This window comes from Glaciibacter superstes DSM 21135, assembly GCF_000421145.1.
Lineage (GTDB): Bacteria > Actinomycetota > Actinomycetes > Actinomycetales > Microbacteriaceae > Cryobacterium > Cryobacterium superstes.
In genome coordinates this window covers 142401-164067 of record NZ_ATWH01000005.1, presented here as the reverse complement: position 1 = coordinate 164067, position 21667 = coordinate 142401, and the positions used below count along the sequence as shown (strand labels likewise).

The window sequence follows — 21667 nt, the reverse complement described above, 5'->3', positions numbered from 1 at the left end:
GGCAGGATTCAGTTGTTCGAGAGGTTGTCGCCGCAACGGAAGAAGGCCGTTGTGACCGTGTCGATCGCCTCTTTGGCATTGTCGCTCACATCGCCGAGTGCGTACACAGCGAAGGTGAGCGGTGTGCCGTCTTCGGCGTTGATGATGCCGGCGAGCGTGTAGCCGGTGTCGATCCAGCCGGTCTTGGCGAAGACCGCGCCATCGGCATCCGAATTGTCGCCGGTGAACCGGTCATCGTAGGAGAGCGAGCCGGTCTGTCCGGCGACGGGGAGGCCGTCGAGGATCACCCCGAGGTTGCCTTCGCGCGCGTTGATCTTGATGAAGAGCTGGGTCAGGTATGAGGGCGGCACGGCGTTGTTGTCGCTGAGTCCTGAACCGTCGGCGATGACGATGCCGCTGGTGTCGAGCCCGTATGGGGCGAGGCCGCCGACGATCGCCTCCTGCAGCGCGCCGAAGGTGTTGCCGGTTCCGGCCTTCACGGCGACAAGTCTGGCCAGCATCTCGGCGAGCGCGTTGTCGGAGACGATGAGTGACTGCTGGATGAGCGTTGACACCGGCTGCGACTGCACGGCAGCGAGCTGTGTCGCACCGGCCGGGGCGGTACCGCGGCTGATATCGACATTCTCGCCGAGCGCGTCGGCGAAGGCCTCGCCCGCACGCACGATCGGGTCGTCGCTGCGCTCCGAAGTGTTGCTCGACGGGTTCGCCCGGTCGCCGTCGACCTGCAGCGCGGTGATCTCCGGCATGTAGCCGTCGGTGAGTTCCTTGCGGTTCCAGCTCGGCTCCCACCCCGGCTCACCGAAATAGGAGGAGTCGAGAACGACGCTCGTGATCGGCTGGCCGGCCGATGCCGGGTCGGCTTTCCACGCGGCAACCGCCTGGTCGGCGAGGGCGTCGATGTGCGGCGCGCCTGCGTACACCGACTCTTGGCCGGTCGGTGTGCGCGACAGCGTGAGGTCTCCGCCGCCGACGAGCACGATCTGGCCCGGCGAGCTTCCTTTGACGACGGATGTCGTGGCGCGATACTCAGGACCGAGCACGTTGAGGGCGGCCGCAGAGGTGAGCACCTTCAGAACGCTCGCGGTGCGCGAGGGTGTCGTGCCGCCGCGGTCGAAGAGCACTTCCCCGGTCGCGGCGTTGACCACCTGGGCCTGGAAGTTCGCGAGCCGGGGATCTGCGGCCTGCTCGCCGACCGAACAGGTGCGAAGGCGGCTGGCAGCGGTGGCCGCGCCTGGCACCGGTCGCGGGTCAGCGGTTGGGGTGGGCGTTGGGGTGTCGGCGGCTACCAGCGGCCCCGCCTCTGAGCCACCGGTGGCCGCCCCGGCGACCACAGCGCCGGTGCCGAGCAGCGCGAAGGCGAGTGCGCCCGCAGCGATGAGCGAGGCGGTTCGGTGCTTCGCGAAGAAAGCCCCGATGCCAGACACCGCGGTGCCAATTGCGCCGGTGCCGGATGCGCGAGGGCTGGAAGTCGGCGAGGTGCCGGTCGCGGTTGCGCTGCCCGCGCCGGCAGACGGGGTACCGGCGGCCGAGGCGGCCGGGAAGAGACTGGTCGCATCGTCCGATCCTGCGCCGGATGCGGGCGGGACGGCAGCGGGGAAGGCGACCGTCGATGCGCCTGCTACACCGGTGGGGAGAACCGTTGTGGCGTCTTCCACCGTGTCGTCATTGGATAGCGAGCTCTCAGGAATTATCCGCGTCGTGTCGTCGGGAACACCGGCTGCATCCCTTGCACCGACCGCTGTCGGCAGCACGGTGGTCGCATCGTCGGCGAAATCGGAACGGGCACCATCCGCACGGTTCGAATCCGCGTCGTTCGAATCCGCGTCGGCGCCAGTCGCACCGTTCGAATCGGCACCGTTCGAATCGGCACCTTTCGAAGCCGCGTCGTCGCGAGCGGTGCTGATGCGATCAGCATCGTCGGGGAACCCGCCGCCGCTCAGCGTCCAGGAACGGGTGGGGGTCGCGGCGGTCTGCTCTGCACCTGCATCGGGTTCGGCGTCGGGGACTCGGCCCACAGCATCCGTCTCACCGGGTGTTTCATCACCGGGAACGCCGCCCACAGCTTCCGGTGCGGGTGGAATCGGGGTCGCTTCCTCCTCAGCGCGCCTGCGATCGCGGCGGCTCTGGGGTGTATCCGATTCTTCCACCTGAACATTTTACCCGCCACTGTCTGGGCGGTTCCTCCGCGACCCCAACGCAGGGTCTCGACGCACGGTCTCGACGCACGGTCTCGACGCACGGTCTCGACGCACGGCTCCGGCATGGGAAGACCGGCGACACCACCGGAGCGTTCCGGCAGGCGGCGCTGCTACTCCCCGGGGTACCGCAGCCCGATGATGGCACGGATGTCGTCGAGCGTTTCCATGATCGCCACCGATTCCTCCGGCGACAGGATGTCGCTCGCCGTTTTGCCCGCGCGCACCAGTTGCTCAGCCTCAAGCGCCTGGAACTGCATGCCACGACCGGAGACATCGGAGACATACGTCTCGATGACCTCATTGGCACTGTTCAACACCCGGAACGTTGTCGGCGAGTACCAGACCTGGTCGATGTCGATGCGGCCCTCTGTGCCGAGGATGGACGCGACGTTCGGCCCCTTGGTATCGCTCGCCGACAGGGTCGTCGCGACCTGGCCGCCCGGGTACTGGAAAATGGTCGCAACCTGCCCGTCGACCCCGGTGTCCTTCATCGTTGCGGTCGCCACAACGCTCTCCGGCTTGCCGAACAGCGCCGACGCGAACGAGATCGGATAGATCCCGAGGTCGAGAAGTGCGCCGCCGCCGAGCTCCAGCGCGTTGATGCGGTGCGCAGGGTCATCCGTGATGTCCTGGGTGTGGTCGGCCATCAGCGTGTGCACGTCGCCGAGAACCCCGGAAGCGATAATCTCGCGAATCCGCACCATGTGCGGAAGAAACCTCGTCCACATGGCCTCGAGCACCAGCAGGCCCTTGCTGGCGGCGAGGTCGACGATCTCACGGGCCTCGGCCGCGTTCAGCGTGATCGGCTTCTCGATCAGCACGTGCTTGCCGGCGTTCAGGGCGAGGCGGGCATTGTCGGCATGAAACGGATGCGGCGTCGACACGTAGACGATGTCGACCTCAGGGTCAGAGACCAGGGCTTCGTAACTCGCATGAGCGGTGGGGATGCCGAACTCCGCCGCGAACGCGTCTGCCGATTCCTGCGAGCGCGAGCCGACCGCCTGCAGCGCCCTTCCGCTCTGCACCAGGTCGCCGGCAAAGGCGTGGGCGATGCCGCCAGTGGCCAGGATTCCCCAGCGGATGGCTGTCCCGTTTTCTTCGGTGAGGTTCTCGTCAGTCATCTCGAAATCATATCGCGCTACCAGTTCGCGTGAGAGCGCTCTCAGTCTGATGCAACCCCCGATGCAACCCCGCGCTGTGAGCGTTGCTGCCGGGCGATGGGGTGGGCGGCCGCAAAGCCAGTGTTTCTGTGGGGCCGCCTACCAGAATCGAACTGGTGACCTATTCATTACGAGTGAATCGCTCTACCAACTGAGCTAAGGCGGCGTGTTCCTGGAGTGCTCCACGGGGAGCCGCTCGGTGACACAGCAACAAAGCTTACCCGGTCTCACGACTGCTCGTGAACATCCGTCGACCCTGCTCGCTGGCTAGAGGGCAGGGTCAGCACATCGGGTCGGCGTCCGGCACCGTTCCGTTGATGAGGTAGTCGTCGACCGTGTCATTCACGCAGGAATTCGACTTGTTGTACGCGGTGTGGCCCTCCCCCTCGTAGGTGACCAGCTGGCCGCTCTCCAACTGCTCGGCGAGGTTCTGCGCCCACACGTATGGGGTGGCCGGGTCGTTCGTCGTGCCGACCACAAGGATCGGTGCCGCACCCGCCGCGTGCAGTTGGGTGCGCTCCCCCTCGAATTGATATGGCCACGCGGCGCAGCCGATATCGCCGTAGCTCATGTACTTTCCGATGACGGGTGCTTCCGCCTCGATCTGAGCCGCCTGGGCGCGCATCGCGGCCGGGTCACCGTCATAGGAGTAGTCGAGGCAGTTGATGGCTGTGAACGCCTCCGTGGAGTTGTCGGCGTACGTTCCGTCTGAGTTGCGTCCGTTGTAGCCGTCGGCGAACTGGAAGGCGATATCGGCGCTGCCGTTGAACACGCTCTCGAACATCTGACTCAGCTGTGGCCACGCCGTGGCCTGGTAGAGCGGGTAGATGATCGCGGTCAACAGAGCGCTCGACCCGAGCTCCCTGCCGTCTGACACGGCAATCGGGATCCTGTCAACGACGCCGAGGAGCGCCGTGATGGACTCCATCGCCTCGTCGACGGATCCGCGGAACGGACACGCGTCGCCGGCGACACAGTCCGCCAGATAGGCGCGCAGCGCGCTCTCGAAGCCCACCGCCTGAATTCGGGTTACATCGAAGTTGCTGGTCGACGGGTCGATCGCCCCATCAAGCACCAGCCGCCCGACCTTGTCTGGGTACAGGTCGGCGAACATCGCACCGAGGAAGGTGCCGTAGGAGTAACCGAGGTAGTTCAGCTTCTTGTCACCGAGGATCGCCCTCAGCAGGTCGAGGTCGTGCGCGGCGTTGACCGTGTCGACCTGGGCAAGAAGGTCACCGGTGTTCGCGGAGCACGCGGCGCCGAACTCCACGGCCGACGCCTCGATCTCGGCGATCCAGGCATCCGTTCCCCGCTCCGCCCCCGGCAGTCCATAGAGGTACTCATCCATCTGGGCCGGCTCAAGGCACGACACCGCCGACGAACGGCCAACACCGCGCGGATCGAATCCGACGATGTCGAATCGCTCCTGCAGCGTCGCATCTGTCGCGAAGTCGACCGAGTCCTTGACGAAGTCGTAGCCGGATCCGCCTGGCCCGCCCGGGTTGACCAGCAGCGACCCGATGCGGTCCCCTGTCGCCGGATGCCGCACCAGCGCCAGGTCGATCTCCCCGGCCTCCGGGGCATCCCAGTCGAGCGGCGCAGAAGCGGTTGTGCACTGCATCCCGTCTCCGCAGTCTTTCCATTTCAGCACCTGGCTGTAGAACGGATCGAGCGCGGCATCCGTCTTCTCACCGGTCGGCGTCGAGGTCAGCGGCGCCTGCTGTGGCAGGAACCACGACACGCAGCCGGAGAGCCCCATCGCGAGGGCGGCGGCGAGCGCCACGGCCGCCAGTGAGCGAGTTCTACGGGTCAACGGATGCCTCTTTCCGGTCGTGCGTGCCAGCGTACGTCAGTCGGTGTTCTTCATCGGGTCGGTGTTCTTCATCGGGTCGGTGCTCATCGGTATCTCCGGCCGGTTCAGCGCCGGATCGCCGACACCAGCATGGCTTCGAGCGCGAGCGCCGGTGCGACGTTCGCCTCGATCCGCTGCCGTGCCAGCGCGATCGCATCCATTGTCGCGACCGTAGCTGCTGGAGTGCTGGACGTGCCCGCCGACTGCAGTTCGGCAAGCAGCTCGCGGTTGATGACCGCCGTGTCGCGGCCGAGCTGCACCATGATGACGTCTCGGTACAGAGACGCGAGATCGACCAGGATGCGGTCGATCCCGTCACGCAGGCTCCGGGTGGCACGCCGTTTCTGATCGTCTTCGAGCGCCTTGATCTGACTGCGAAGCGCCGTGGGAACATTCTGGCCGGGCTCGACACCCAGCGAACGCAGCACGCCTTCGCGCTCCGCGGCATCCCGCTCCTCGGTGATCGCCTTCGCGTCGTCGCCGGCGATCGCGAGCAGACGGGTCGCGGCGTTCACCGCGGTCGACACCGAACGGATGCCCAAGGCCGTTCGCAGCGTCTCCTCGCGCCTGGCCCGCGCCTCTGCGTTGGTGGCGAGGCGCTGTGCCATGCCGATGTGGCTTTGGGCCTGGCGCGCCGCGCGTTCTGCGGCCTGGGCATCGATGCCGTTGCGCTTGACCAGGAGTTCGGCCACGTCTTCGACGCTCGGGACACGCAGGCGTACGGTGCGCACGCGCGACCTGATGGTGGGGAGGAGATCTGCGTCGCTCGGGGCGCAGAGAATCCAGACTGTGCGCTCCGGCGGCTCCTCGAGTGCTTTGAGCAGCACGTTGGAGGTGCGCTCGACCATGCGGTCGGCGTCTTCGACGACGATGACGCGGTAGCGGCCGATCGACGGCGAGTACTGGGAACGGGCGACGACCTCTTTGACGGACTCCATCTTGATGATGACGCCCTCCGTGGTGAGCACAGTGAGGTCGGGGTGCGTGCGCGCCTCGACCTGGCGCGCGGTGGCGACCTCGTCGTGCGGGCCGCGACTGAGGAGTGCAGCGGCGAAAGCGAAGGCAAGGTTCGAGCGGCCGGACCCCGGCGGGCCGGTGATCAGCCAGGAGTGAGTCATTGAGGCAGAGGAGGCCGAAGACGCCGAACCGGTCGAAGGCGCCGATGCGGCAGACCTGCCGGTCACCACGGAGTCGGTGGCCGCGGTGCTCTCGGTGGCCGCGGCCTGGGCGGCATCCGTCGGCGGGATCGCGGCAGCCGCGCGGAACACGGCGATAGCGTCAGCCTGTCCCGTCAGGTCGTCCCACACGGTCATGCGTCAAGGCTACCGGTCGCCGCTGACAGTCCCCGCCGGGGAGCTCGCGGCCACCCGCGCCAATCGCGGGCCCGCGTTTTGTGACCGGGCCCACCACCATTTATCGCGGGCCCGACCGCATATCGCGGGCCCGAACACGACGTGCACCCCGACGCCGCGGTGCGGTGCGCGACGTTCGCAGCAGAGTAGTGGCACGATCAAGACTGATGCGATCCATGGCCTGGTACCTGCGAGCCGCGCTCGCGCGAGCCATGCTTTCGCGACCCGCGCGCCGAATCGGTCCGGCCTTCATTCCCGGGCTGCATCTGCGTCTCTTCCACCTCACGCGTGGCCGCTTCGAGCTCAGTCGGCTCGTCGTACCCTCCCTCGTGCTCTACACCGTCGGTGCACGCACCGGCGCACGGCGCGAGACGCCGCTGCTCTGTTGCCCGGAACCGGGCGGAACCCTGCTTGTCGCCGACAGCAATTTCGGCCGAGACTTCCACCCCGGTTGGAGCGCCAACCTGCTCGCCCACCCGCACGCCCAGATCTCCCGTCGCGGCCACCGCCGCGCGGTCACCGCCGAACTCCTCGAGGGCCCCCAGCGCGAACTCGCCTGGACCCGCCTCGAGGGCATCTGGCCCGGATACCGCGAGTATGAACGAACCGCGAATCGCCAGTTCCGCGTGTTCCGGCTGACTCTCGTCACAGAGACGACGGATGCCTCCAGTCTGCCAAACCTGACGGGTCGCCGGATCGTCGTCACCGGCGGCAGTTCCGGACTCGGGTATTTCGTGACGGAGAAGTTGGCCGCGGCCGGCGCATCCGTCGTCATCGCGGCCCGCGACCCTGGGCGGGCGGCGACGGCGGCCCGGTCGGTGCGCGACCGTGTGCCGGGCGCACACGTCACCATCGTGCAACTCGACCTCGCCGACCTGGAATCGGTCGCACGTGCGGCCGCAGAGCTCGAAGGCACACGGATCGATGCCCTCGTCGCCAACGCCGGGCTCCTTCCGCAGCGCAGACGCGGTACGACGGCCGATGGATTCGAGCTGGTGTTCGGCACCAACCACCTCGGGCATTTTGCGCTCATCGGGCGATTGCTGCCGACCCTGCTCGCGACGGAGGGTTCGCGGATCGTGCACCTCGGGAGCGTGTCGCATCGGCGCGCCAGGCTCGATTTCGACGACCTGATGAGCCGACGATACCGGCCGTATCGCACCTATCGCCGGTCGAAGCTTGCCGTGATGCTGTTCGCGTTCGAGCTCGATCGGCGCCTGCACGCCGCCTTTGCGCACAGGCCCGGTGCGCACAGGCCGGCCACACAGAGGCGCGGCACACAAACCCGCAGTCTGGTCGCCGACCCCGGCTATGCGACGGATGCGTTGAGTCCCGCTCGCGATGGAATCGTGCCGCCGGCAAACAGGCTGTTCCGGTTCGCGGTGCAATTCATCGGGCAGGGGAAAGACGTCGGGGTATCCCCCATCGTGCACGCCGTCTGCCAGGGCACGGGCGGGCAATACTGGGCGACGTCTGGACGGTTGCGCGGTCGGGCCGTGCTGGCACATCCGGATGCCGGCGCGCTGGACGAACGGGCGGCCCGCCGGCTCTGGGATGAGTCGGAGCGCCTCACCGGCGTCACGTTCGACGCCCTCGACTGACCGCCGCACGCCGCACGGTCTCTCCGGCCCTGGCGGTGGCTAACGCAGGAGATGTGGGGACGACGACCACATCTGCCGCGGAACCACGAGGCACCGACATCCCCATAACGAAATCTCCTGAGTTAGCCACAGTTGGCCCAGCAGCCACGGCATTACTCCTGCAGGGAGCTGCAGATCAATCCGAATTACGCTCTCAGGAGGCACGCCGCACCGGATTGCAGGAGTTGCGCACGAGCCCCAGATGATCGACAGAACACAGAACACAGAACACAGAACACAGAGGACAGAGCGCTGAACGCGGCGCACTCAACTCGACAGCCAGAGCCCGGCACACTGAACCCGGCAGCAAGAACTCGACAGCCAGAACTCGACAGCCAGAAGCGAGGCTGCCGGCGCCCCGCGCCACGACGACCTACGCGGCAATGAGCTGGTCGGGCGAGCTACCCGGCGAGGAGCGCAGCGACGCGCGTGCGGATGGAGGCGGCGATCGCCTCGGCCGGGAACTCGGCGTCGAGCACGAGAAAACGGTCCGGTTCCGCCAGCGCAAGCTCGAGGAACGCCTCCCGCACCCGGGCGTGAAACTCGCCCTTCTCCGCCTCGAGCCGGTCGAACCGCTTGTTGTCAGCATCGAGGCGGCCGCGCGCAACGGCCTCATCGAGGTCGAGCAGAATCGTGAGGTCTGGCAGCAGACCCTCCGCAGCCCACAGCGACAGATCGCGCACCTCCCCGGCTCCCAGGACACGCCCCGCGCCCTGGTAGGCGACCGACGAATCCAGATACCGATCCTGGATCACGATCTCACCGCGCTCGAGCGCCGGTCGCACCTTCGTCGCGATGTGGTGCGCGCGATCCGCCGCGTACAGCAGAGCCTCAGCACGCGGCGCGATGTCACCCCTGTGGTGCAGCACGATCTCACGAATCTCGACACCGACCTCGGTTCCGCCCGGCTCACGCGTGCGCAGCACGGTGTGTCCCTGCTCCTCAAGCCATTCCGTCAAGAGCTCGGACTGCGTGGACTTGCCAGACCCGTCCCCACCTTCCAGCGTGATGAACAGGCCACCGACCAGGCGTTCGGATGCCGCTGGCACCGACACCCCTTCGACAGACGACTCGCCGGCGGTTGTGGTGAGTGGCTCGGGTGTCGCGTCTTCCGTCACTGCTTCGGTGTCCTCTTTCGGCTGGTCGTGAATGTCAGGGAGTGGATGTCAGGGAACGGATGTCAGTTGCCGGCGGCTTTGGTCGAGATGCCGGTCTTCTTTGCAGGAGCCGGCTTCTTCGCAGCAGTGGTTGTCGTCTTCGCCGCAGGCTTTTTTGCCGCAGGCTTCTTCGCGGCCGTCTTTTTGGCCGGAGCCTTCTTCGCCGGAGCTTTCGCCCGCGACTTGGCCGGGCCGTTCGCCCGCTTGTCGGCGAGCAGCTGCACGGCCCGGTCGAAGTCGATGTCCTCGATCATCTCAGACTTCGGAATCGTCGCGTTCGTCACCCCGTCGGTCACGTACGCACCGAATCGGCCGTCTTTGATCTTGATCGCCTTGCCGCTCTCCGGGTCCGGCTCTTCGAAGTCCTTCAGCGCGCTCGAGGCGCGGCTGGCACCGTACTTCGGCTGCGCAAACAGGTCGACGGCGCCGGCCAGGTCGATGTCGAAGATCTGGTCTTCGCCCTCCGGCAGGGAGCGGGTGTCCGTGCCCTTCTTGAGGTAGGCGCCGTACCGGCCGTTCTGAGCGGTGATCTCCGCGCCAGACTCCGGGTCGGTGCCGACAACCCGCGGCAGGTCGAGCAACCGCAGCGCGGTCTCCAGGTCGATCGACGCGAGATCCATCGATTTGAACAGGGATGCCGTGCGCGGCTTCTCCGCGGCTGCTTTCTTCGCTGGAGCCTTGCGCTTGGGCTTCGCCGCAGGAGCGGTGGTGACCTCGCCGGTGACCGGGTCGACCGTCTCGGCCTCGCCGGAACCCGCGCTGGGTATGGCAGTTTCGGTCGGCGCAGGTTCCGGGTCGAGCTCGGTCACGTACGGACCGAAACGTCCGTCCTTGGCGACGATGTTCTTGCCGTTGTCTGAGTTGACGCCGATCACGCGGTCGGTGATGACCGGAGCCTCGATGAGCTCACGGGCCTTCGCCGCCGTCAGTTCGTCTGGAGCGAGTTCCGGCGGAATGTTCACGCGACGAGGTGTTGCAGGGGCGCCATCCGCGCCAGCCGGGGCATCCGGGTCAATCACCTCGAGGTAGGGGCCGTACTTGCCGATGCGCAGCGTGATGTCGTCGGCGATGGTCACCGAGTTGACGGCGCGGGCGTCGATCTCACCGAGGTTGTCGATGACCTGGCGGAGCCCGCGGTGCTTGTCTGAGCCGAAGTAGAAGCTGGTCAGCCAGTCGACCCGGTCGGCTTCTCCGCCGGCGATGCGGTCGAGGTCGTCTTCCATCTCTGCGGTGAAGTCGTACTCGACGAGGTCGGCGAAGAACTCCTCGAGCAGGCGCACAACGGAGAACGCGATCCAGTTCGGAACCAGGGCCTGGCCGCGCGGGGTGACGTAGCCGCGGTCGGTGATCGTGGAGATGATCGACGCGTAGGTCGACGGGCGTCCGATGCCGAGTTCTTCGAGCTTCTTGACCAGGCTGGCCTCGGTGTATCGGGCGGCGGGCGTGGTCTCATGACCCTTGGCCTCCACGTCGGCGAGCGCCAGGCTCTGGCCCTCCGTCAGCGGCGGCAGCTTCGACTCGGTCGGGTCTGTCGATGCATTGCGCTCTTCGTCGCGGCCCTCTTCATAGGCGAGGAGGAAGCCGCGGAAGGTGATCACGGTGCCGCTGGCAGAGAATTCGGCGAGGGCGCCGGATGCGGCAGGGTGCTCGGCGGTGCCGGTCGGGCCTGCGGCAATGGTCACGGAAGCTGTCGAGCCGGTGGCGTCCGCCATCTGCGAGGCGACAGTGCGCTTCCAGATCAGGTCATACAGCTTGAAGTCGTTGCCGCGCAGGCTCGACGACAGCGAGGACGGCGTGCGGAAGGTGTCGCCGGACGGCCTGATGGCCTCGTGCGCTTCTTGGGCGTTCTTGCTCTTGCCCTTGTAGAGGCGGGGCTTTTCTGGCACGGTTTCCGGACCGTAGAGGGCACCGGCCTGGGCTCGCGCCGCACTGATCGCCTGCTGCGAGAGCGACGGCGAGTCGGTGCGCATGTAGGTGATGTAGCCGTTCTCGTAGAGCGACTGCGCGACGCTCATGGTCTGGCGGGCGGTGAAGCGCAGCTTACGGGCGGCCTCCTGCTGCAGGGTCGAGGTGGTGAATGGTGCGGCAGGGCTGCGCCGGTAGGGCTTCGAGGCGACCTTCGTGACCGTGACGTCGATGCCGGGCTTCTTCAGTGCTTCGGCCAGGGCCAGCGCAGACGCCTCGTCGAGGGTCGCCGCGGTGACGCCAGGCTTGAGCATGCCTGAGTCGTCGAAGTCGCCGCCGGTGGCGATGCGGTCGCCATTCAGGCGCACCAGCTTGGCGTCGAAGGCGGCCGAATCCGGGGTGCCCGCCGTAGAACCAGCAGTGGCGGATGCCGCGAGCCGAGCGAGTAGGTCCCAATACGATGCAGACACGAACGCCAGGCGCTCGCGCTCACGCTCGACGACGAGGCGCGTTGCGGCGGACTGCACGCGTCCGGCGGAGAGGCCGGGACCGACTTTGCGCCACAGCACCGGCGAAACCTCGTAGCCGTAGAGACGGTCGAGGATGCGGCGGGTCTCCTGCGCGTCGACCAGGGCGGTGTCGAGTTCGCGAGTGTTGTCTTTGGCAGCGAGGATCGCGTCTTTGGTGATCTCGTGGAACACCATGCGGCGCACCGGAACCTTGGGGGCGAGCACCTGCAGCAGGTGCCAGGCGATGGCCTCGCCCTCGCGGTCTTCATCAGTTGCGAGCAGGAGTTCGTCGGCGTTCTTGAGCGCGCGCTTGAGATCGGCGACGGTCTTCTTCTTGGAGTCGGAGACGACGTAGTACGGTTCAAAACCGTTGTCGACGTCGACAGAGAACTTGCCGAGCGGGCCTTTCTTCAACTCGGGCGGCAGGTTTTTCGGTTCAATGAGATCGCGAATGTGACCGACGGAGGACAACACCTCATAGCCATCGCCGAGATAACCGGCAATGGACTTCATCTTGGTCGGCGACTCAACGATGACCAGCTTCTTAGTGCCTGGCACCAGACTCCTCTTATATGTGATGGGAACTAGGCACACCATACACACAGGAATCGGGTGCACGCCTAATCCACGACCAGCATGTTTGTCCAGTGTTTGCCGTGAGAACCTTGCAACCGGGTCATTGCAGAGCAGAATGGACCCATGGCTACCACATCTACGGGCACGTACACCGCGAAGCTCACGGACGGCCCACTCGAAGGAAAAACCATCAGCGTCACGTTTCTGGATTCGGGCGATCCGCAGCCTCGAATCGAGATTCCGGCGGACTCCGCTGGCAAGCGCTACCTCTACGCGCGCGGAGCCGGGCTCGAGTTCGAGAACGAGGAGCACACCGACCGCCCGAGTGCTGTCGATTATCGCTACCTCGAAGCCGTCTTCGAGGAACGGTCACAGGAAAAGGCGCAACCCGCCTAACCATCCGGTGGCCCTGCCCTGGCGCGCGACTCCACGTCGAAGCCGAGAAACGAGCGTGCGACGCTGACGGATGCGATGAGGCCGTCCACAGCGCATAAGGTGACGGATGCCCCGCCCAGCGTCGCCGCCTCACCCGCAGCCTCGCATGGCACTCCGGCCACCCTGCCCGATGCCGTGTCGGCGGCGGCCAGCGCCGCGGCGTCAGCGGCGTTCTGCACCGACTGACCGACCGCGAATGCCGCGAAGAGTGGAACGATGAGTGCGGTGGCGAGCATGGTCGCCGCGATGAGCGCCACCATCAGGATCGATCCAGAGCCGGCTTCACCTGGGCCGACATCATCTGAGCCGGCCGAACCGGTGGACTCACACCGCGGACTGCGGTGGCGGGGCGCCGGCGGGCTCATCAGAGTCCGCCGGCGAGCGCACACGAGCTGGCCTCGAGCGTGAGCCCGAACAGCGCAAACGGGCCGAACGCGCTCGGCGCCGACAGGTGTGCGCAGACGAACTCACCGCGGTTTTCCGTTCCGAGCGAGGCACCGCTCACCGCCTGGGCGACGAGGCCGGCAGCACGGCCGGCCTCGTCGCCACGGGACAGTGAGCGGGCGGCGTCTGCCGCGGCATCCGTCAGCCGAACCTGCTGGCCGGTGACCTGCACGGCCGCCAGGCAGCAACCGAGAACCAGCACAACGGCGGGGAGTGCCATCGCCAGTTCAGCGGTGACGCTGCCACGATCCGGGCCCCACCGTTTACCCCACGGTGAGGGCATTGCGCACCAGATCCGTGAGGATCCCCTTGACCTCGTCACCGCGCAGGATGACGATGAGCAGACCAGCGAACCCCACCGCAGCCATCGTGGCAACGGCGTATTCTGCGGTCGCGGCTCCCTCGTCGTCTGCGAGGTGTCGCAGCACCGTTCGTGCCGTGCCGCCCAGCGTGTTCCGCTGGCGCCCGTTCCGTCGCAGCTCACCCTGTCGGCGCTCACTGAGCCCTGGCGGCTTCTTTCGCACCGTGTTTCGCACCGTGTCCATTGATGACTCTCTTTCTGCGTCTTTCGACGCGTTTGTGGCGGCGCGAGTAAGACCAGCGTGACTGATCCCGGCGGCGCGCAGGCGACGTATCCGCACATCTGTGGACAACGTCACAATGTGGAGAATGTGGAGGACAACACGGTCATCAAAAGCGGTGCGACTCCGACGAGCATGAACGCGGGCAACACGCAGACGCCGAGCGGAATCATCAGCGACACCGCCAGAGTTTCGGAGTTGCGTTGTCCGGCGCTTCGGGCGTCCCTCCGCACCTGCTCGGCTTCACTCCGAAGCAACTCCGCCGCCGGCACCCCGGCGCGGGTCGACAACTCGAGAACCCGGTCGATCACCTCGCCCGACGATGCCTGGGCCTCGGCGCCACCTACACTGCCAGCCAGCCCGTACCGCGCGACGGTACCGGCGACCAACGCCCGCGCACGCTCCACCGACCCGCCGCCGGCCATGCCGATCGCGACCAGGTCGAGGTGGAGCCCGGGCGTCGCGCTCTTCGGCTGTGCCGACCTGACCAGACGCGCGTTCCAGCGCGACCCGGCGAACATCAGCGCGGAGCCGACGACCAGACACACCAGCCCCGGCACCGTGCCGAACAGGGTCGCCAGGGAGTTGAACCCCATCAGCGCGCCGAAGCCGATGCCCACTACCGGCAGCATCATGACCATGCGCGCCGTCGCATTCGGGCCGGCCAGGGCAACCCCCAGGTCGCGCTGCACCTGGCCGAGATCGCGAAAGGATTCCGCCAGCTCACGCAGGCTGCCCGCCAGCGGCGCACCAGCATCCGTCGCCACCCGCCACGCCGCGGCCAAACCGAGCCAGGCATCACCTGACTGTCCACCGGCACCCTGCGCCACGAGCGCGATGGCATCGGCGATGCTGTCGCCGCGCGGACCGGCGAGCGCTGCTGCGCGAATCACCCGCACCGAGAGCGGCTCCTCGTCAGGGGTATCGTCGGCACGGCCCCGGCCGTCAGCACCGCCGCGGCGAGCGCCCCGACCGACGGTCCGACGAGCGGCTCGACCAGCGGGAAATCGTCGACGCCCGTGCGCGCCGACCGACTCGGCAGCGGGAGGGTCTGGGTCACCATCCTTCGGCAACAGGTAGCCCCACGCCGACACCGGCGACACACCGGCGGCGAGCAACACGGCCAACCGCTGCGTGACGGCCGCGACCTCCTCAATCGGCGGGTTCGCTGGCGTCCGTCTGCGCACGAGAGGCACGCGCAGCCGCGGAAGACGCAGCGGCAGGATTCGCGGGGCGCTCATGCCACCTCCATCGCCAGGCGGTCGTGCGCGTCGAGGCGAAACCGGCCAGCCTGAGCCAGCCGACGCACGCCGTCGACACGCTCGAGGTGCAACACGAGGTCGATCGCGCTGACCGTCTGCCTGGCCACCGCCTCCGCACTCATTCCAGCGAGCGCTCCCAGCGCCTCGAGCCGCGCTGGCACATCGTGAAGGGAGTTCGCGTGCAGGGTGCCAGCTCCCCCGTCATGCCCGGTGTTGAGCGCCGCAAGCAGCTCGCGCAATTCGACCCCGCGGCACTCCCCGAGCACCAGCCGGTCGGGGCGCATGCGCAGCGCCTCCCTCAGCAGGCTCTCCAGGCCGATGCGGCCCGCACCTTCGAGATTCGCCTGCCGCGATTCGAGTGCGGCAACATGCGGATGGTTGATGCGCAATTCGGCGACATCTTCGATCACAACGATGCGTTCGTCGTGCGGCGTCTCGGCGAGCATCGCTGCCAGGAGCGTGGTCTTGCCGCTGGCTGCGGCACCGGTAATGAGCAGGTTCTCGCGGTTCCGCACCGCGTCGCGCAGCCGCTCGAGGCGAGGCACCGCTGAGTCGCCGATACCGAACAGCCCGCGCGCGGCGAGCGCATCGAGGGTGAGCCGCTCGGCACGCGGAAGCCTGATCGAGAGGAGGGTGCCGACACTCGAGACCGGTGGCAGCACAGCATGAACACGGATGCCGTCGGCCAACCTCACATCCACACACGGGCTGGCCTCGTCGATGTGGCGCCCGCCCAGCGCGATGAGGCGCACGGCAAGTTCGCGGAGCGCGGGTTCATCGCACTCCCAGTCTGCCTGTCGCACCAGACCGTGGCCGGCATCGACCCAGAGCCCGGCTTCACCGTTGATGCAGAGGTCGGTGACGTTCGGAGCCTCGGCGAATGGGGCGAGCGGGCCCAGCCCCGAAGTATCGAGCTGTGCGGCTGGCGCCGACTCATGGTCGGCGCGCCGCACTTCGTAGGAGGGCACGGCGATGAACAGCTGGGGCATGAGGCGACGGTAATCTGCCTCGGAGGGTGCACGACCCCCAGCGGAGGCAATCTGTGGAGAACAGGCTCGCCCAGAGCCTGTGGAGGAGCCGCGGAGTACCCGACGTCAAAACATCAAAAACTGGCCAACTGTCGTCGAGAACATCAAACACGGGGCGATTCTCGCGCGAGTTTGCTGTACTCGCTACGAGAGCGGCCGGTAAAAAATGAGGGGCGGTTAAAAGGGGGGGGCGGCACCTATTGGGGGGAACAGGTACCGCCTCGGTGACACGATGATTGGGGGGAACCATGCGCGCCACAGGTCAGAACTTTCGTTCGACGTGCTTCAGTGTACGCGGAAACCGGGTATCCACACTACTCTTGCCCTCATAATTGGGGGCAGTTTCTCAGGGAGTGGAATGGCACCGATTCCGCCAGGCCGGCGGAGCATAAGCGCTACATTCGTACTATGCCTCACGAACCCGCTGAAGCCGCCCCCGATGGAGCAGCCGGAGAGCCGGCGCGCGAGACCTCGCGGCCTCCAGCCGGGCCGGACACTCCCCCTCCTGCACGGCCGCCGATGTCGAATATGACTCCGGCGCCGATCCATAAACCTCTCGAGCCGACGGGGCCTGTGAAGGTTTCGAACCGGCTGTGGATGCTCAGCTTCCTCTTCGGCGTCGTGGCTATCGTCTTCACGTTCCTTTCCCGCAACACGCAGGTCGAGAAGCTCACCGAGTTCATCACCGACCTCGACCCCAAGCAGGATGACGCCACCGTCGAGACGGTCACCGCCGTCGTCTACTGGGCCACCGTCGCCGCCATTGCCCTGGTCATCCTCATCGAGCTCCTGCTGGTGCGCGGGATGATGAATCGTCACGGCGCGGTGCGGTGGGTACTGCTGGTGATGCTGGTCTTTCACGCGGCCGTCACCCTCCTCGGCGATGCCTTCATCGCCTTCGGCGGGGAAGGCATCTACATCAGCTCACTCCTGGTGGCGCAGTTGGTGCTGGCCGGGGCCGGGCTCGTCGCCAGCCTGTTCCCCCGGGCCAGCAGTTGGTTCAGGTCCAAGAACGAGACGGACCCGCTCGCGCCCGCCTGATTCGGCGGGAATCTGCGCCAGCGCCGCTTCACAGCTGCGCACGACGATCTCGCACACCTCGGCGCCCGCACGGTCGGTCGCCGGACTCTCAGCCAGCGTGCGCCAACGCTGCAGTGCCGCCATAGCCACCGATCGAAGTTCGGCCGCCGGTGCATCTTCTGCGACCCCGAGCCGAATCGGTAGCGCCACCCCCTGGCCGCCGATGAGGCGCTCGGCTTCCTCCGCCAGCTCCGGTGCAACCGGGAGCCCCGCAGTGCGCGCGGCGGCCAGCAGTCGCAACTCCCGAAACTCGTGTGCACTCGACTGGATTCGCTCAATCGACGCCGCAAGCTGCTGGGTGCCCGCCCGCGGATGCGCGCGCAGCACGGTGTCCACTCCGACCAGGGTCGCCCGCGCCTTCAGGTGAGCGGCACGGGCCTGGAACTGCACGCCGATGAAACGCAGCAACTCGTCCAGCCCGCTGCGACGCGCGAGTTCGTGGGCAAGATCCGTCGCGTCGTCGAAGCCGCCTCGAAGCAGGGCCGAGGCCAGACGGATGCCGAAGAGCCCGAACCGGTCGAGAAGCGCCGCGCGAACTTCCGGACTGACATCCACCCCCTCTGTCGGCCGCACGAAGCGGTCGACAGAGATCATGAGCCGCTCACGCTCTGCACGGCCCAGCCGGGAGAGCGTGGCCAGCGCAGTGAATTCCGTCTGGCGGAGGCTCCGTGCACTCTGAGCGAGTAGGCCAGCCATCGGCACGACGCCGAGCGCCACGGCCCGGAGTGTTCCGTCTCGTCGGTACCGATCGGCGATCTCCTTGGCCGAGAGCAGAGAGTCGATGCGACCGGCACCGATCTCGTCTGCGCGAGACAGCACGGCGAGGGCGTTGATGGCGTTGGACTGCCCGACGGTCGTATCGCGGAAAGACTCGAGAAAATTCAGGTCTGCCGCGTGGAGATGGCGCATGAGATAGATGATCGCGTCCGCCTCAGACGGCGCGTCTTCCGGAGTGAGAAAGTCCGTCGAGCGCATCGAGACCTCTGTCGAGAGCGAAGCGATACCCGGGGTGTCGATCAGGGTGATGTCACGAAGTTTCTTCGCCGGCCAGTCCACTACCAGCCGCTCGACTTCTTCTGCGCGGGTCTGCCCCAGATCGAGGGTCAAGCGGCCGTCGTTTCGAATGACCGGAAGGGCACGAGGGGACCCGATAACCGGATACAGGGTGATCCGGGGCGTGTCCGAATAGCGGTACCAGGTCAGAACCTTGGTGCACTCCCCCGTGTCCGTCGGAGCAATCTCCTCACCGATGATGGCATTCAGCAGCGTCGACTTTCCGGCTTTCACCATGCCGGCAACCGCGACCCGCAGGGGCTCCTGCAGCCGCCGCTCGTAGGTCTCGAGCGCTCGGAGCACGACCGGGTCGTCCGCGTAGAGGGTGGCGGCTTCGCGCACCAGGTCGTGCACAGCTGTGCTGACCGCTCCCGTCACGCGCGCGCCGCTCCGGTCGCCCCAGTGATTGCCACTGCGGCGCCCCGGCTCGGCTCACTCTCCAGCGCCGGTGCGGCCTGGCGCAGGGTCTCGACCCGCTTGAGTTCGATCCTGAGTGTCTTGACCCGCTGCTCCCGTTCAGCCGTGAACGTGCTGGCGGCCCTCTGCGCGGCCAGCACGGAATCGCCGAGCGACCGCAGGTACTCGTCGGCAATCTCGGTGAAATGGTCCCTGGTGCCGCGTTGCACCAGTCTGAGCCGGTCTTTGAGTTGTTTGCCCACCTGGAAGATGACGTCGTCGATCTGGCGACGCACGATATTCTTCGCCTCGGCCTGGCGTTGCTTCAGGCGCGCCTTCTTGTCGTCTTTGTATGCCTTGCTGCCGATGAGGATGCCGGCGGCCAGTGACAGCGGGTTGATCAGCGCCATGCCGAAGATGCCCGTGGCCAGGCCCACCATCAACACGCCGCCATAGGAACCCCGCATTCCGGTCAGGATCTTCTGCATGACAGTGACGTTGCCCGGGTCGAGCAGGGGAATGACCTCGACCGGGTCGAGCACGTCTTCCGTGTCGTCGACGTGCAGCACCGGAAGCGGCACCTCGTCCTGACTGAAGTGCTCTGCAACCCGTTTGGAGAGCCACGCCGCGCGTTCGTTGGTCCAGACGAACGTGTCAGACACACCAGAGGCGATGCGTTGCTCCAGCCAGTCGATCATCTGCTCCCACATCGGGCCGGGGTCGCCCTCGTTGATCGCTTCCTCGGCGTCACGCTGGATGTTGCGCAGTCGATCGCGCAGGTCGTGTTCCATATCGGAGATGAGGTCGCCGACACCGTCGTTGAGGGTGATCTGCCATCGGGCGGAGCGGCGGCGCAGTTCGTCGGCCCGCGCCTTCGACGCCTCGAGTTCTGCGATCAGCTGTGGGGTGCCATCCGGGTCGACCAGGGCGCTCAACTCCGACTGCATCGACAGCCGCAGGTGTTCCGTGCTGGAGAGCAGGTCTTGGGCGACCGCGCGCCGCTGAAGCCGTTCACTCTTGCCGAGGATCTCCTTGCGGAGATACGAGATCAGCGCGGGAAAACCCGACTCGACGTTCAGCTCGCTGTCGCCGAGCTTCGCTGCGGTCAGGCGCAGGTCAGATGAGAGCGGGAAGAGGGGGATGTCGGTTCCCACCTTTTCGAGGTGCGCCCGGTCGAGTTCCTCAACCTGCCGCCACTGGGGGTAGAGGTCGGTCTTCGACAACACGCAGGCGACGTTCGGGCAGATCCGCAGTGCCTGCTTCAGAAACTGGATCTCTGGCTCGGTGTATTCCTGGGAGGCATCCGAGACCAGGATCATGGCGTCAGCCGTCGGCAGCGCGGTGAGCGTGGTCAGCGAATGAGCCGAGTTCAACCCGCCGACGCCGGGCGAATCGATGATCGACAGCCCGCCGGCGAGGATGGCACGCGGCAGGAACACCTCTGCGGCCACCAGCTGGCGACGGTTGCCGGGGTTGCCGGCCTCTGACACGTGGTCTGCGAGATCTTCGAGCCTGACGGACTCCCGCGAGAGCGCGGGCTCACCGTCAGGAGACGTGGCGCTGCCCTTTGCGGTCACGATCACCGCAGAAGCCGGATCGCCGTGGCGAACAACGGTGGGAACGGATGTCGCGATGTCGTCGTCGACGGGACACACCGGGGCATTGACCAGCGCATTGATCAGCTGGCTCTTGCCCTGTTTGAACTCACCGACGACGATGACACGGATGTTGGGGTCAAGCAGGCGTTTACGGGTCTGTTCCAGACGACGGCGCAGGTCTGGGCGATCGCCGGCGCTGACCAGTTCGATGCCCTGTTCGACGAGCTTGACCAGTTCAACCACGATTGACTCCTCTTAACCAGACTATGGCATGAGATCGGCCCGACAGGAAGCGATCGCTTCCCGCCGGGCCAATCTTGCACTGCTGGACACTCAGATTGAGCGGCTACTCTCCGGCTTCCACTACCGGGATGACGACAACCACGTTGTCTTCGACTTCGACTTCGTTGCCGATCGCGTTACCGTTGCCGGAGTCCACGATGGCGGTGTTGTCGTCGAACGAATCGACAGCGACATTGTTGTCTTCGATGACGGTGTTGTCTTCGATGACGGTGTTGTCTGCAACCACCGTGTTGTCGGCGATCACCGTGTTGTCGGAGACCTCGGTGTTGCCGATGGCGACGTCTTCAACGTCGACGTCGACATCCGTGTTGCCCTGGTTCGAGTTATCGGTGTTGCCCGAGTCCTCGATGTCAACGTTGGTCGAGTTGTCGTTGCCAGAGTCAGCCACGTTCGTCGAGTTGTCGTTGAACGAGTCTTCGACCTCAAGGTCGACGGAGTTGTCGGTGTTGAACGAGTCGTCGATGTCGACGTCCACGTCGGTGTTGCCGATGTTGACGTCGTCTCCGGCGATGATGGCCGTGTTGGTCGAGTTGTCGACCTCGGCGTCGTCGCCGGCAGCGACAGCCCCGTCGCCAGAGGCGATGACGGCGTCGTTGTCGAAGATCTGCGTGACGTCGCCGTGCGCCCAGACATTCGTGCTGACCGACTGGTCGGTGTTCGTGCTGTCATCGGTGTACGACCAGTTGTTCACGACGTGCGTGATCTGCTGCACTGCGTGACCGTGGTCGCTGCTGCCGCCTGCGCCACCGGCACCGCCTGCGCCGCCACCGCCACCGCCACCTGCGCCGCCGCCGCCGCCACCGCCGCCGCCACCTGCGCCGCCGCCGCCGCCTCCGCCGCCACCGCCACCGGCCGAAGCAGAATCGAGGATGACCGGCATGACGGCGTCGACGTCGTCCATGCAGACATTGCCGAGACCCGCGCTCTCGAGAGCGGCCTCGGGGTCGTTGTTGAAGTCTGCTGCCGCGTCGGGGTTGCGGAGCAGGTCCATCAGGTAGTCCAGAAGGACTGTGGTGATTGCAGGCATGAGCTTTACCCTCTATCTAGAAGTGTTGTCATCTGTCACCCGGTTGAATTGCCGGGCATGACTTCGAAGTTACGGCTCTCTGACTCGGCCGGCATCGGTGAAAAACCCCCT

At 66.5% G+C, this 21667-nt stretch carries 17 protein-coding genes and 1 tRNA gene; 3 read left to right on the top strand and 15 right to left on the bottom strand.

Annotated features, from left to right (window positions below; genetic code table 11):
* Positions 1–8: 8 nt before the first annotated feature.
* The 5 genes from dacB to K323_RS0108345 form a co-directional block, all read right to left on the bottom strand.
* Positions 9–2147, bottom strand: coding sequence for a D-alanyl-D-alanine carboxypeptidase/D-alanyl-D-alanine endopeptidase (dacB, locus tag K323_RS25065; protein ID WP_245570949.1), 2139 nt, complete (start codon positions 2145–2147; stop codon positions 9–11).
* A 161-nt stretch (positions 2148–2308) separates the two neighbouring features.
* Positions 2309–3319, bottom strand: coding sequence for a Gfo/Idh/MocA family protein (locus tag K323_RS0108360; RefSeq protein WP_022884829.1), 1011 nt, complete (start codon positions 3317–3319; stop codon positions 2309–2311).
* A gap of 129 nt (positions 3320–3448) precedes the next feature.
* Positions 3449–3524, bottom strand: a tRNA-Thr gene (locus K323_RS0108355).
* Between the two features lie 114 nt (positions 3525–3638).
* Complete coding sequence (locus tag K323_RS0108350) at positions 3639–5117, bottom strand: alpha/beta hydrolase (protein ID WP_084697129.1); 1479 nt, start codon at positions 5115–5117, stop codon at positions 3639–3641.
* 158 nt (positions 5118–5275) lie between these two features.
* Entirely contained in the window at positions 5276–6523 is a 1248-nt protein-coding gene (locus K323_RS0108345) for a DNA polymerase III subunit delta' (protein WP_022884827.1), read from the bottom strand.
* 215 nt (positions 6524–6738) lie between these two features.
* Here K323_RS0108345 and K323_RS0108340 point away from each other — a divergent pair, with 215 nt between their 5' ends.
* Positions 6739–8163, top strand: coding sequence for a nitroreductase family deazaflavin-dependent oxidoreductase (locus tag K323_RS0108340; protein WP_022884826.1), 1425 nt, complete (start codon positions 6739–6741; stop codon positions 8161–8163).
* 440 nt (positions 8164–8603) lie between these two features.
* On the opposite strand, the gene tmk is transcribed toward K323_RS0108340, so the two are convergent.
* Positions 8604–9230 carry a dTMP kinase gene (tmk, locus tag K323_RS0108335; protein WP_033372694.1) on the bottom strand — a complete coding sequence of 209 codons (627 nt, stop codon included), beginning with the start codon at positions 9228–9230 and terminating at the stop codon, positions 8604–8606.
* A gap of 152 nt (positions 9231–9382) precedes the next feature.
* Positions 9383–12331 (bottom strand): type I DNA topoisomerase, encoded by a 2949-nt coding sequence (gene topA / locus K323_RS0108330; RefSeq protein WP_022884824.1) that lies wholly within the window; start codon positions 12329–12331, stop codon positions 9383–9385.
* 141 nt (positions 12332–12472) lie between these two features.
* Between topA and K323_RS0108325 the strand changes: the two genes are divergently transcribed.
* Complete coding sequence (locus K323_RS0108325; RefSeq protein WP_022884823.1) at positions 12473–12745, top strand: hypothetical protein; 273 nt, start codon at positions 12473–12475, stop codon at positions 12743–12745.
* Here K323_RS0108325 and K323_RS0108320 read toward each other — a convergent pair.
* The 5 genes from K323_RS0108320 to K323_RS25055 all read right to left on the bottom strand — a co-directional run bounded on the left by K323_RS0108320 (position 12742) and on the right by K323_RS25055 (position 16060).
* On the bottom strand, positions 12742–13149 hold the full coding sequence (locus K323_RS0108320) for an Rv3654c family TadE-like protein (protein WP_022884822.1): 408 nt from the start codon (positions 13147–13149) through the stop codon (positions 12742–12744). The genes K323_RS0108325 and K323_RS0108320 overlap by 4 nt on opposite strands.
* Entirely contained in the window at positions 13149–13448 is a 300-nt protein-coding gene (locus K323_RS0108315) for a TadE family type IV pilus minor pilin (protein WP_033372639.1), read from the bottom strand. The genes K323_RS0108320 and K323_RS0108315 overlap by 1 nt, the downstream gene beginning before the upstream one ends.
* A 43-nt stretch (positions 13449–13491) precedes the next feature.
* Positions 13492–13677: a DUF4244 domain-containing protein gene (locus K323_RS25060; RefSeq protein WP_051147300.1), complete on the bottom strand. Its 186-nt coding sequence runs from the start codon at positions 13675–13677 to the stop codon at positions 13492–13494.
* A gap of 206 nt (positions 13678–13883) precedes the next feature.
* Entirely contained in the window at positions 13884–15050 is a 1167-nt protein-coding gene (locus K323_RS0108305) for a hypothetical protein (protein ID WP_051147283.1), read from the bottom strand.
* The gene (locus K323_RS25055) at positions 15047–16060 is read right to left on the bottom strand and encodes a TadA family conjugal transfer-associated ATPase (RefSeq protein WP_084697111.1); all 1014 of its coding nucleotides are present in this window, start codon (positions 16058–16060) and stop codon (positions 15047–15049) included. Before K323_RS25055 ends, K323_RS0108305 begins: the two co-directional genes overlap by 4 nt.
* A gap of 447 nt (positions 16061–16507) precedes the next feature.
* Between K323_RS25055 and K323_RS29790 the strand changes: the two genes are divergently transcribed.
* Positions 16508–17140 (top strand): hypothetical protein, encoded by a 633-nt coding sequence (locus K323_RS29790; RefSeq protein ID WP_157509388.1) that lies wholly within the window; start codon positions 16508–16510, stop codon positions 17138–17140.
* Here K323_RS29790 and K323_RS25050 read toward each other — a convergent pair.
* The 3 genes from K323_RS25050 to K323_RS30225 all read right to left on the bottom strand — a co-directional run bounded on the left by K323_RS25050 (position 17024) and on the right by K323_RS30225 (position 21556).
* Positions 17024–18610 (bottom strand): dynamin family protein, encoded by a 1587-nt coding sequence (locus tag K323_RS25050; RefSeq protein WP_022884817.1) that lies wholly within the window; start codon positions 18608–18610, stop codon positions 17024–17026. The two genes, K323_RS29790 and K323_RS25050, sit on opposite strands and share 117 nt — an antisense overlap.
* Positions 18607–20469: a dynamin family protein gene (locus K323_RS0108285; protein ID WP_022884816.1), complete on the bottom strand. Its 1863-nt coding sequence runs from the start codon at positions 20467–20469 to the stop codon at positions 18607–18609. The genes K323_RS25050 and K323_RS0108285 overlap by 4 nt, the downstream gene beginning before the upstream one ends.
* Positions 20470–20572: 103 nt before the next feature.
* Positions 20573–21556, bottom strand: coding sequence for an IniB N-terminal domain-containing protein (locus tag K323_RS30225; protein WP_022884815.1), 984 nt, complete (start codon positions 21554–21556; stop codon positions 20573–20575).
* Between the last annotated feature and the right edge of the window lie 111 nt (positions 21557–21667).